Source organism: Halomonas sp. GFAJ-1, from assembly GCA_002966495.1.
In the GTDB taxonomy this organism is placed as follows: Bacteria; Pseudomonadota; Gammaproteobacteria; order Pseudomonadales; family Halomonadaceae; genus Vreelandella.
On the sequence record CP016490.1, the window covers coordinates 2807076 to 2819990 of the forward strand.

Consider the following 12915-nt stretch of genomic DNA (forward strand, 5'->3'; position numbering starts at 1 on the left):
TGCGCCCTGCTCCCTACTTTGATTAAAACGCTCTTGTAACTGCTCCTCTAGCCACCCTCGATTTGCCAAATTGGTAAGGGCATCTGTAAGGCTGCGTACTCCTAGATCGTTCTGGCGCTTGCGTAATGTCGCCAACTCTTCTTACTGTTGGCCTGACCGACCGTTCAGGAGCAATGTTTGCCCAAATAGACGTTGTTGGGCTTCTGCTAATAACGCTTCGTTATCAGAGTGATGTTACGGCCTCCGTGATGGCCGCATCTTCTGCTCCCTGGGGCAAGTCGCGGAAAAACACGATCAAGTTTTAATGTATTCACCGGAAAGCGTTACCCCAACACATGTCTTTTGACGTCGAGAAACTTCGAACTCATGCTGAAAACGATGGCGAAACAGCGAACGATTAGGCAACGTGGCGAGCGAATCATAATACTGTAATCGCTCGATCTCCTCTTCCGACGCTTTTTGCTCAGAAAGATCATGAAACATTGCAATAAAATTGCGGGTCTTTCCCTCTTCATCCACCAGGCGGTCAATACTCATTAATTTAGGAAATACAGCACCATCCTCACTGCGATCCCATATCTCGCCTTCCCAGTGTAATTCTTTATTTAAAGCGGCCCACATCTTACGGTCGAACTCGGGGCCATGCCGACCTGACTTGGAAATCGATGGTTTTTTACCGATGACATTCTTGAGCTTGTATCCCGTTATTTTCTCATAGGCTGGATTGGCATAGAGAATGCGATTATCAGCATCAGTGATAGCGACTGAATTACAGAATAATTGCGATAGATAAGGTTTTTTTGCAAACAAGTGGAGTTCGACTTGCATAATGCGAGCCAGTTAACTATGGAGTGGGAAAGAGCATCGAGTGAGTGGGAGGCTAGTTCTGGAACACATCGCACGCTTCTTTAAAGACTAAGCGTCCGTATTGCGATGGGAAGCTGCAGATCTTTTGAAGCATGCAGTTTATCGCCATCGCTAATACCTGCACCGTAGAGTTCAATCAGGTGTCGAGCGGCAGGGCTCGGGAACAGCGCCATGCCTAACGCACAACCAAGACGCCCCCGAAATTCCGGGGGCGTTGGTGTGGCTAGGCTCTCAATTTACCAAGAGTGTCAGTCGCTCTCATTGAGGATCGCTTCCGGGAAGTGGCGACGCAACATCCGGTTCTGAAAGTCGTCCACGAAGCGGCTGTTGATAATGATAATGAACCGCTCGAAAGGTGCCTCACTGTCGAGCTGTTCGATCCCGTCGACACTGTGGAATAACCGGTCATCGCGCAGATGAAGGATATCACCCGGATTTAGGGTGATATCCACCAAGGGCTGCATGCCAGCCTTGTCTGCGTAGAGATGGTTTTCGGCACCCGCCACGTTTTCACGGCTGAGGACCAGAATGCTGAGGGCCTTGCAGCCATCAGCATGAATTCCCTGCCCCTGAAGGGGGTCGACGCTGCCTTCCCCGCGAACCCCAGTGATCTGCATGAGAATGGGTTCGTGCGCACCGATACTCCAAAGCTTTGCCCACGCACGGACGAAAGCCTTTACATCGGGGCGTGCTAAAAACTCCTCCGTCAGCGGATCATAGTACCGCAGGCGATCCGCCATGCTCTCAGCATCGTTAAAGGCACCTCCCTGGGCCATGGGACACTGGCCCATGTCCTCTACACCTCCCTGATCATTCAAGGCGAGCCATGACATCCGCTTCCAGCGAAGGTTGACATAAGGGTCGCGCGACAGGTCAGCGACAAACCCCTGCCAAGCGGCCAGATCGATTCGCTCACGAATATCAGTTTGTGCCCAATCCTGATGCCTCAGCGCTTCAGCCACTCCCGGATTCCAATAATCGGCGAGTGAATCGGCAGGCATGGAGGTGAGGTCTAAAACATGCTTGAGATTATCGAGTTTCATGTAGGTATTCTCCTGCTTACTGGGCGGAATTGCCCGGCGTGGCCGTGGTCAACACCCCGACCAACAGGAAGAAAATGAGAATATCTGCTGGGATATGTCAAAATAATGTATTAAAAAAGAATGATTATATTGAAACAAGAATCAGACCGTTGAGGGCGTATATGAGTAGAATATCTCCTACCAATAGGTGTAGGGTAATCATTACAAAGTGCCTAATGCTGGCATGGTGAGGATTCTTGCTAGTGTTTTATTAGCGTTTTTCTTTAGGTGGTTTCCATGAATATCCGCGACTCCCGACATCACAAAGATTCGGAACGCCTGAAGAGGAACCGCAGGAAATTTTCCGATACGCTCGTGACAAATGGGCCTAATACATCCTCAACGGCCGGCACCGATGCGCACGACGCCGACAAACAAGAAGCCGAGATAGTACGCCGTCAGTATTTGGAAAGTGAGCAACGATTCCGCGCCCTGCTGGAGAGCCTGCCGAAAGTAGCGGTTCAGGGGTATGACCGCGATCGGCGAGTGATTTACTGGAATGAGGGTAGCACCCGTCTCTATGGCTATACCGCTGAGGAAGCCCAGGGGCAGTTACTGGAAGATCTGATTATTCCTGCCTTCATGCGTGATGAAGTGATCCAGGCACATAGCGCCTGGATCGAAGAAGGCGTCGCCATCCCCGCCAGCGAGCTTGAGCTCAAACACAAAACCGGTGAACTGGTATCGGTTTTTTCACAGCATCTGATGCTCAATGAACATACCGATTCCCCCCTGTTATTCTGCGTGGATGTCGATCTTTCTAGCCAAAAGCGCGCCCATCGCGATCTAGAATTCGCCACCCGTTTCGACAGGCTCACCCATCTCCCGAACCGCCAATCCTTTGAGACCGACCTGGGCAGCCTTTTGGATGCTTGTCGACGCCAGGGCCATGGTCTCCTCACCCTCTACCTAGACATCGATCACTTCGTCGAAATTAATGATGCCCTTGGCTATGATCAGGGCGATCGCCTGCTCATTGAGCTGACGCGGCGACTGAAAGAGTGTCAGCGCGTCACTGATCTGGTGTCCCGTGTCTCTAGCGATGAATTCGTGCTGGCTTTTCCCGGCGTCCACTTGGCCCCCGATGCCAGACGGATCGTTCGCCACATCCAAAATGTCTTTCGCGAGCCTTTCGTCTTGGATGAACGGGAGCGCCAGGTCACGGCCTGCCTGGGTGTGGCGCTATTTCCCGAGAATGGCGAATCGTCACGTGAATTGATCCGCAATGCCGATGTGGCCAAGAATCGTGCCAAACTGGAGGGCCGGGGTGCGGTACGTTTCTTCCAACAGAAACTCCATGATGAGCTGGTTCGCCAGCACTATCTCTTGGCGCGACTTGAGGAAGCTCTGGATAACGGTGAATTTTCCCTCCATTACCAGCCCCAGGTTTCGGCAGCCAGTGGGCGAATAGAGAATCTTGAAGCCTTGCTACGCTGGCAGCCTGCCGATGGCCCGACCATTTCGCCTGGCGAATTTATCCCGCTGGCCGAGCGTTCCGGTTTGATTCATCGCCTGGGCGACTGGGTCATCGAAGAGGCTTGCCGCCAGCAGGTGGAATGGCGTGCCAAGGGATTTCATGAGCACCGCATCGACATCAATGTCTCGGGGCGTCAACTGGTGCGTCCCGATGCCCTCAAGCGATTCGAGGGTTCGCTGCAACGACACGGTTTAGCCGCACGGGATATCGGCATCGAATTGACCGAGAATGTCCTGATTGAAGCCGACGAGACCGTCATTGAGGACTTACGGCGCCTCTATCATCGCGGTTTTCACATTGCTCTTGATGACTTCGGAACCGGCTACTCCTCCCTGAGCTACCTCAAGCACTTTCCCGTCACCGCCCTGAAAATCGACCGCTCCTTCATCCAAGACGCCCCTACACAGCCGAAGGATCGGGCCATCATGGAGGGTGCCATCCTCATCGGTCACCGGTTGGGATTGGAGGTGGTGGCCGAGGGTGTCGAGAACGCTGAACAGTTGTCACTGCTTCGCGACATGCATTGCGACCTCATCCAAGGGTTCTTCTTCTTCCGTCCGATGCCTGCCAAGGAGATCGACCGCCTGCTGAGCGGTTTTATGCCTAGTCACGAAGGGCTGTCGAGCTGAGCCTCGTCGTGAAGTTGTTTGAGATCAAGGGCATCAACAAAAGCCTCAATGGCTCGAACTGGATTATCTTCAGAGACAAAATCATCCAGGAGCTCCGGAAATAAGGTAGCTTGGGATCGGGATTCACCTGCGACAAACCGTTTCATCGTTACCTCCCACGATCTGTCATGGGTAGAGTATAGCGACAGCTACGTTTTCACACAGCCTCGGCCAAAAGCGGTCTTTTAGCACCTGCGTATATAAAAGTCAGCGACTTTCATCAGCCGACATTTTAGAACGAAATTTTCGGGGAAAACTGCTCATTTTGCATCACCCTAAAAAACACTTTAGGAAAGTGAGACATGAGCGCATTGCTGGTAGCTCACAGGAAACCCTGGAAAAAAGCGCGCTCAAGCAGTGGATTCAGTTAGCGCAACTCAACTGCGCAGAGACGGCTTTTATTCCCCTCTCGTCAACACCGGCTAATCCATCTTTCCACCCGGCAATATGCTCGCATTGTAAACATTAGATCCTCGATCGGCTTAGATCCCTCAGCATATGGCACCCATACGTTGAGGAAAACCAAAGTGTAGCGCTGGCCCTGCTGTGGAACATTTCGATCTTTGCTGGCGTCGTCTCGATCGCCTTGCTGATGGCCATCAGCGTCTCGTTGCTGAGTGGCAAAGGCTATGCCATGGACACCTTGCTCGGCGTGATGGCTCACTCCGTTTGGTCGCCGTCACCTTTGTTGCGGGAGTGCGAATCGACCTGCATGCCTATCTGTTTGGCGACATTCTCGCCGTGGGTAAAACCGACCTTGTGATTATCTGGTTCGGCGCCATTTTGGTCATTGGCCTGATGCTATGGCGCTAGCAGGCGCATTTCCGAACCGCTACCGGTCGCGGAAACTTTCACCTTTGAAGGTGAAGATGGCCAGAGTCTTTCCCAAGTCGCCCGCCTGGATACCATGGTCACCGTGGTCGATGGTGCTAATTTTCTGGAACAGTACCGCGAAGCCCAAAGCCTGGCAGAGGCTGGTGAAAGCTTGGGTGAGAACGACGAGCGCAACGTCGCTGACCTGTTGGTCGACCAGATCGAATTCTGTGATGTGCTGCTGGTCAGCAAGACCGACCTGATCAACGAAAACGAGTTGGCGGCGCTGAACGCCATTCTGCATTCGCTTAATCCCGAGGCCGAGATCGTGCCTATTGCCCGGGGCCAGGTGCCACTGGAAAAAGTGCTGGATACGGGAAGTTTCAGCTTTGAACGGGCGCAGCTGGCACCCGGCTGGCTCAAAGAAATGCACGGTGAACACGTACCGCCGGAAACAGAAGAATATAGCATTGCACGCTTTGCCTACCATGCCCGCCGCCCTTTCGACCCGCAGAAGTTTCACGACCTGCTTCATGCCGACTGGTTTGGCGAAGGGTTATTGCGCTCCAAGGGCTTTTTTTTTGGCTGGCCACCCGCCCGCAGTTTGCCGGGCAATGGAGCCAGGCTGGCGGTATTGCCCACTATGCCCCGGCAGGCATGTTCTGGAAGGCCATCCCCGAAGCCAATTGGCCGGATGACCGCGAATACTGTGGTTACATCATGGAAAAATGGCAGAAGCCCTTCGGCGATATGCGTCAGGAACTGGTCTTTATCGGCCAGAACATGGATAAAACACGCATGATAGAAGCGCTGGACAACTGCCTGCTCAGCGAGGAACAAGTGCTCGACGGCATGGAAGCCTGGCGCCAACTCCCCAACCCCTTCCCCGCATGGGAATAAGTATTTGGTAGCCACTGACATTGTCGGCATCTTGTACTAGCAAACACAATATCTGCTTAAATACAGCATTTTAGAGTCTGTTGACGTTTCATTGCGAACCGCGTTGATACGTCAACAGGCCCAAGACAAGCACTTTTGATGATGCTGTTTCACAACGCCTTTTGATAGGGTGTTTCTTGGGGAACGCCACTATTAATGTTATGTTATAACATAACTATTAATTGGAGCGTCACGAATGAATTTCCCTTTGAAGAAAGGGCCCATGCGCCTGAATAATCACCTTGATGATGTTGCCAGTTCAACGTCGTCACATTGCGGCACGTTAAGTTGGGTCGGCATGGAGGGGATTGCCCTACCGCTGCAAGTAGCAGGGCAAATGATCGCTGCTAGAGCTTCAGCAGGTGTTAGTCTGGATGATCCTGAGGCACGTGGAATTCACATGTCACGCCTTTATCTGGCACTGGCCGAGCTGGAACATCAAGAACTGTCACTGGCCAATATCCGTTCAGTACTAGATACCTTTCTAAATAGCCATCTAGGCCTTTCAGAGCGAGCGTTTATTGATCTCAATGGTGAAGCGCTATTGAGACGCCCAGCTTTGATCAGCCCACTGTCAGGGTGGAAAACTTACCCCTTTGCGTTGCGCTGTCGGCGCAATGCCACCGGCTTGCAATCAATACTTGAAGTCAGCGTTGGCTATTCATCTACCTGCCCCTGCTCCGCTGCTCTGTCGAGGCAATTAATCCAACAGGCGTTTGAAGAAGACTTCAACGATATACCGGTCGATCGCGAAGCAGTCCATGCGTGGTTGGGTAGCGACCAAGCCATCCTAGCAACACCGCATAGCCAACGCAGTCATGCCCATCTTACGCTGCGCTTGACCCCCGACATTGACGAAATGCCGTTCCTTGCTGTCATTGACAGGATTGAAAAGACCCTGGGTACTGCCCTGCAGACCGCTGTTAAGCGTATTGACGAACAGGCATTTTCTTTGGCCAATGGCCAAAATCTAATGTTCTGCGAGGACGCCGCCCGGCGATTGCATAACATGCTGAGCAACCAACCGACTATCGAAGGCTTTTCCCTACGCGTGGTGCATGCTGAAAGCCTCCACGCCCATGATGCTGTGGCCCGCAGTGAATGGAACTGGGAGACCCAACCATGAGTATCTGGTTAACCCTGGAAAATGCCGAGCGTGGTGAACGCCGGCCACTAGCAGCGGTGATCGACGCCATTCCATGGAACACCGACGGATTGATCACCGCCATCGCCCAGCAGCACGACAGCGGTGAGGTACTCATGCTGGCCTGGATGAACCGCGAGGCGTTACTCGAAACGCTAACGACTGGCCAAGTGTGCTACTGGTCACGCTCACGGCAGACCCTGTGGCGCAAGGGTGAGAGCTCCGGTCATCGCCAACGGCTGGTCGAGGCACGACTAGACTGCGACGGCGACGCAGTGCTGATACGAGTTGATCAGCAAGGGTCCGCTTGCCATACGGGGCGCCCCAACTGCTTCTACAACGCCATTCGCAACGAGACGGTTGAGGTCATTACCGCGCCGTTGAGCCATTGATATATAAGCCGTCAAACGACTAACAGGGCATGACGCCACAGGAGCCAGATGCAACTTTTCAACACCCTGACGCGCCGCCGTGAGTCTCTGCGCACTGAGCAACCGGATCGCGTAACGCTCTATGTCTGCGGCCCCACCGTTTATAACTATGCGCATATTGGTAATGCGCGCCCGGCAGTCGTGTTTGACCTGTTATCACGAATCCTGCGCCACGATTATGAACGGGTCATTTACGCGCGTAACTTCACCGATGTGGACGACAAAATTAACGCGGCTGCCCAGGCGGCGGGCGTGCCAATCGGCACGGTCACGGAACGCTACATCGCTGCCTATCACGAGGACATGCAGGCGCTGGGGGTACTATCACCAGACCTAGAGCCCCGAGTCACTGAGCATATCGCTGATATCGTCTCGCTGATTAAGACACTTATCGAGCGTGGGCACGCCTATGAAGCGCAAGGACATGTGCTGTTCCACGTCTGCTCTTACCCAGAATATGGCGAACTATCCCGCCGCCAACCAGACGATATGCTCGCAGGTGCTCGAGTAGAGGTCGCCCCTTATAAACGCGACCCGATGGACTTTGTATTGTGGAAGCCCTCTTCCTCCGAGCAACCAGGCTGGGAAAGCCCTTGGGGTCGAGGACGACCCGGCTGGCACGTGGAGTGTACGGCCATGATAGGCAAACACCTCGGCCACACTATCGACATACATGGCGGCGGCCAGGATCTGATTTTTCCCCATCATGAAAATGAGATTGCCCAGGGCACCTGCGCCCACGGTGCCCGCTACTGCCATACCTGGGTACACAACAGTTTTGTGACCGTCGATGGTCAGAAGATGTCCAAATCCCTCGGTAACGTGCTGCTAGTGCGCGACCTGCTGGCCGAGGCTCCTGGCGAAGCAATTCGCTTGGCGCTGCTCTCTACCCACTACCGCCGTCCGTTGGACTGGAATGCCGAACGTTTAACCCGTGCGCGGCGTACGCTAACCCACCATTACCAAGCCCTGGCCGAGGTGGAAACGCTCGATGTTGGTAGCAATATCCAACCTGATAACGCTCTGCTCGACGCGCTGCGCCGTGACCTCAACGTTGCTGAAGCGCTCGCCCGCTTACAGCAGCTAGTTGAAGCCTTAAAAAACGCTGAGAACGATACCCAGCGCGCTGATGCCAAGGGGCGTGTGTTGGCATCCGCCAAGCTACTTGGCCTACTTCAGCAGCTACCCAGCAAAGCCCTGAAAGCGCTTTCGCCCGAGCGCTCAGGCTTGTCGGTCGCGCGTATCGACGCGTTGATCGCCGAACGTGAAGATGCTCGTCAGCAACGCGATTTCAACCGCGCCGACAGCCTGCGGGACGAGCTTCTCGAACTTGGCATCGAAATTCGCGATACGCCGAATGGCGCACACTGGCAGCCACGAGAAGACATCGCTGACAAGCATTAACGCCTGTCACCAGCAAATCGAATATTCACGCCACAACCATTTACTACGAGTAGTCACATCATGACCGATACGCCCGTCACTGCCCCCGACAAACATCTCACTATCACCTTGCCGGATAAGCGCCAGCTAACGCTGGCGTCGCCTACCTGCGTGGCTGAGATTGCGGCAGCTATTGGTCCCGGCCTGGCTCGCCAGGCGCTGGCAGGCCGCATCAATGGGCAATTGGTAGACGCCTGTGACCCCATCACCAGTGATGCTCACATACAGGTCATCACTCCCAACGACCCCGAAGGGCTGGAGATCATCCGCCACTCCTGCGCCCACTTGGTCGGGCATGCCGTTAAGCAGCTTTACCCAAGCGCCGAGATGGTTATTGGGCCCGTTATTGATGACGGCTTCTATTACGACATCGCCTATGAGCGCCCCTTTACACCTGAAGACTTGCAAGCCATCGAAACGCGTATGAAAGCTCTGATCGGCCAAGAGTACGATGTCGTCAAACAACGCGTACCCCGCGACGAAGCCCTGGGTATCTTCCGCGAGCGCGGTGAGCGCTACAAGCAGCAGCTAATCGACGAAATGCCTAATGAACAGAGCCTTGGTCTCTACATTCATCAGGAGTACGTGGATATGTGCCGTGGCCCCCACGTACCCAATACGCGTTTCCTAAAACACTTCCAACTGACCAAACTCTCCGGCGCCTACTGGCGGGGCGATGCCCGCAATGCCCAGCTGCAGCGCGTCTACGGTACTGCCTGGGCTGATCGCAAGGCACTTAAGGCCTACCTTAAACGCCTGGAAGAAGCAGAAAAGCGTGACCACCGCCGCCTGGGGCGCCAGCTAGGGCTATTTCACTTTCAAGATGAAGCCCCCGGCGCCGTTTTCTGGCACCCCGACGGCTGGACAGTGCTACAGACACTGATTGCCTATATGCGCCGCCGCCAGCAAAACAGCGGTTATATCGAGGTCAACACCCCCGATATGATGGACCGTAGCTTGTGGGAGACCTCCGGCCACTGGCAGAACTACCAGGAGCACATGTTCACCACCCAGACCGAGGATGGCCGCTCGCTAGCGCTCAAACCCATGAACTGCCCGGGCAGTGTGCTGCTTTTTCGCCACGGTCTAAAAAGCTACCGCGACCTCCCCATTCGCATGGGAGAGTTCGGCAAGGTGCATCGCTACGAACCATCGGGTTCGCTACATGGGCTGCTGCGAGTGCGCCACTTCACCCAAGATGATGCCCACATTTACTGCACTCCCGAGCAAATGAACGACGAGTGCCGGCGGGTGGTAGCGCTAGTACTCGACATTTACCGCGAATTCGGCTTCAAAGACGTACGCCTGAAACTTTCCACTCGACCAGAAAACCGCATGGGAAGCGAGGCCGTATGGGATCGCCTTGAAGGTGCGCTGACTGCATCCCTGGAAGCGATGGGTCTGGACTACGAACTCAACCCTGGCGAAGGTGCGTTCTACGGCCCCAAACTGGAGTTCGTGCTGCGCGACGCCATCGGTCGCGACTGGCAGTGCGGCACCTTGCAGGTGGATATGAACCTGCCTGAGCGTTTTGGGCTCGACTATATCGACGAGCATGGCCAACGCCAACGCCCGGTGATGCTGCACCGCGCACTGTTTGGCTCATTAGAGCGCTTTCTCGGCATTCTTATCGAGCACCATGCGGGGAAACTGCCCGCATGGCTGGCACCGCAGCAAGCTGTCATTATGTCGATCACCGAATCCCAGGCCAACTATGCCAACACCCTAGCGGAAGCGCTGTGTGGTGCGGGGATTCGTGCCAAAGCTGATGTACGCAATGAAAAGATCGGCTACAAAATCCGCGAACAGACGCTTCAGCGAATTCCTTTTTTGCTGATCGTCGGCGGCCGTGAGACAGAAGAAGGCAACGTCACCCTACGCCATCGTGATGGCACTGATCTCGGCACTTTACCCGTAGATGAGGCGATCGCTCAATTAACAGAGCACAGCCGTGCCCCCGACATTGATGCCCAGCGCCGCGAGCAAGCCAGTCGCTTACAAAGCTTGCACTCACCGGCATCCACAGAGGAGACCTCGGCATGACTACCACTGACGACATCAGTTCGCGGCTAACCCGCCGCCACGCTGACCTGCTGGTGCTCAACGGCCAGGTGGTCACACCGGCTGGCATCGAACGCCTGGATATCGCCTGCTTGGGCGGGCGTATCGTTGCGTTGGGGGAACTACGCGCTTGCTGGACGGCTGTCAACATCCTGGAGGCCGTGGGCCTGCACGTCCTGCCTGGGGTTATCGACACCCAAGTGCATTTCCGTGAACCCGGGCAAACTCACAAGGAGACCATCGAAGCAGGCACACGCGGTGCGGTGCTTGGCGGTGTTACTGGGATTTTTGAGATGCCCAACACAACGCCGCTCACCCTTACACCAGGGGATCTACAGGCCAAGTTCGACCTTGCTCAAGGCCGCGCCTGGTGCGACTACGCTTTTTATATAGGCGGCTCGGCGGTCAATGCCGAGCGCTTAGCCGAACTTGAACGGCTAACCGGCTGCGCTGGTGTCAAAGTCTTTATGGGCAGCTCGTTCGGCGACCTGCTGGCCGATGACGATGCCGTTTTACGGCGTATTTTGCGTCACGGCCAACGGCGTATGGCCGTGCATGCCGAAGATGAAGCCCGGCTTCGCGATCGCCGCGCCCTGGTCGACGCCAGCGGCGACGTGTGCGACCACCCACACTGGCGTGATCCTGAAAGCGCGCTGATGGCGACTAAACGCATTGTAGAGATGGCCAATGAGGTCGGGCGACGACTTCACGTACTGCATGTATCCACTGCCGACGAAATGGCCTATCTCGCTCACCACAAGCACCGCGTCAGCGTCGAAGTCACCCCTCACCACCTGACACTCTGCGCACCAGAGTGCTACCAGCGCTTGGGCAGCTTGGCGCAGATGAACCCACCGGTACGCGATGGCACTCACCGTCAGGCACTTTGGCAAGCCATTCGCGACGGCGTAGTCGACGTGATCGGCAGCGACCACGCCCCGCATACCCGAAGCGAAAAATCCAAGCCCTACCCCAACTCTCCCAGCGGCATGACCGGTGTGCAGACCTTGGTGCCGATTATGCTCGATCACGTCAGCAAAGGGCGTTTGAGCCTGCAGCGGCTAGCCGATCTCACCAGCGCAGGGCCAGCTCGGCTATTTGGTATTGAAGGAAAAGGGCGCATTGCACTAGGCTATGATGCTGACCTTACTCTGGTCGACCTAAATACCGAGCGCCTGATCACTAATGAGTGGATCGCTAGCGTTAGCCGTTGGACGCCTTACCACGACAAACCAGTCACCGGCTGGCCGATAGCCACCGTGGTGCGCGGCCAAGCGGTGGTACGTGATGGCGCCCTAATAGGCAGCCCCCAAGGGCAACCCATGGCATTTTTAGACGTGCCTAATTCTCACGCTGGAACATAGACGCAAAAATAGTTTCAAAGGCAAGCACAGGCCCCTTTAAGGGGGCACATAAGTTAATCAGCCAGGAGTCAACACCATGCCTTTACTCGATAGTTTTACCGTTGACCACACGATAATGAATGCCCCAGCCGTGCGAGTTGCCAAAACCATGAACTCGCCCTCCGGCGATACCATCACCGTGTTCGATTTGCGCTTTAGCAAGCCCAATGAAGACATGATGGGTGAAAAAGGGATCCACACCCTAGAGCACTTATTTGCCGGTTTTATGCGCAATCACTTAAACAGTGACAGTGTCGAAATTATTGATATTTCGCCGATGGGCTGCCGTACGGGGTTTTATATGAGCTTGCTGGGAAGCCCAAGCGAAGAAAGCGTGGGCAATGCGTGGCTGGCCGCCATGCGCGATGTCTTAGCGGTGAAGCGAATGGAGGAGATTCCAGAGCTCAACGAGTTTCAGTGCGGCACCTTCGTTATGCACTCGCTAAACGATGCTCAACAGATCGCTCAGAGCATTATTGATCAAGGTATTGGGATCAATAAAAACGATGACATTGCCCTCAGTCCTGAGCGGCTAGAAGCATTGGGTAATGACGTTAAATAACAGCCTAAGGCGGACAACAGCTTAA

At 54.8% G+C, this 12915-nt stretch carries 10 protein-coding genes and 1 pseudogene; 9 read left to right on the forward strand and 2 right to left on the reverse strand.

All coding sequences use genetic code 11. The features are described from left to right. Positions 1-294 precede the first annotated feature (294 nt). Together BB497_12645 and BB497_12650 are read right to left on the reverse strand one after the other, a co-directional pair. Positions 295-828, reverse strand: a complete 534-nt coding sequence (locus BB497_12645) for a hypothetical protein (protein AVI63488.1) — start codon at positions 826-828, stop codon at positions 295-297. A 287-nt stretch (positions 829-1115) separates the two neighbouring features. Beyond that, positions 1116-1910 carry a hypothetical protein gene (locus tag BB497_12650; GenBank protein ID AVI63489.1) on the reverse strand — a complete coding sequence of 265 codons (795 nt, stop codon included), beginning with the start codon at positions 1908-1910 and terminating at the stop codon, positions 1116-1118. 426 nt (positions 1911-2336) lie between these two features. Between BB497_12650 and BB497_12655 the strand changes: the two genes are divergently transcribed. The 9 genes and pseudogenes from BB497_12655 to BB497_12695 all read left to right on the forward strand — a co-directional run bounded on the left by BB497_12655 (position 2337) and on the right by BB497_12695 (position 12890). Beyond that, positions 2337-4055: a diguanylate cyclase gene (locus tag BB497_12655; GenBank protein ID AVI64352.1), complete on the forward strand. Its 1719-nt coding sequence runs from the start codon at positions 2337-2339 to the stop codon at positions 4053-4055. Between the two features lie 585 nt (positions 4056-4640). After that, positions 4641-4907 carry a hypothetical protein gene (locus BB497_12660; protein ID AVI63490.1) on the forward strand — a complete coding sequence of 89 codons (267 nt, stop codon included), beginning with the start codon at positions 4641-4643 and terminating at the stop codon, positions 4905-4907. Between the two features lie 7 nt (positions 4908-4914). Beyond that, positions 4915-5807, forward strand: a pseudogene (locus BB497_12665) (4-hydroxytetrahydrobiopterin dehydratase). A gap of 262 nt (positions 5808-6069) precedes the next feature. Further along, positions 6070-6972, forward strand: a complete 903-nt coding sequence (locus tag BB497_12670; GenBank protein AVI64353.1) for a GTP cyclohydrolase — start codon at positions 6070-6072, stop codon at positions 6970-6972. After that, complete coding sequence (locus BB497_12675) at positions 6948-7382, forward strand: phosphoribosyl-AMP cyclohydrolase (protein ID AVI63491.1); 435 nt, start codon at positions 6948-6950, stop codon at positions 7380-7382. Before BB497_12670 ends, BB497_12675 begins: the two co-directional genes overlap by 25 nt. A gap of 48 nt (positions 7383-7430) precedes the next feature. Beyond that, positions 7431-8825 carry a cysteine--tRNA ligase gene (locus BB497_12680; GenBank protein AVI63492.1) on the forward strand — a complete coding sequence of 465 codons (1395 nt, stop codon included), beginning with the start codon at positions 7431-7433 and terminating at the stop codon, positions 8823-8825. 60 nt (positions 8826-8885) lie between these two features. Further along, positions 8886-10907: a threonine--tRNA ligase gene (locus BB497_12685; GenBank protein ID AVI63493.1), complete on the forward strand. Its 2022-nt coding sequence runs from the start codon at positions 8886-8888 to the stop codon at positions 10905-10907. Beyond that, positions 10904-12289 carry a dihydroorotase gene (locus BB497_12690; protein ID AVI63494.1) on the forward strand — a complete coding sequence of 462 codons (1386 nt, stop codon included), beginning with the start codon at positions 10904-10906 and terminating at the stop codon, positions 12287-12289. Before BB497_12685 ends, BB497_12690 begins: the two co-directional genes overlap by 4 nt. Before the next feature lie 76 nt (positions 12290-12365). Continuing rightward, positions 12366-12890 (forward strand): S-ribosylhomocysteine lyase, encoded by a 525-nt coding sequence (locus tag BB497_12695; GenBank protein AVI63495.1) that lies wholly within the window; start codon positions 12366-12368, stop codon positions 12888-12890. Positions 12891-12915 lie beyond the last annotated feature (25 nt).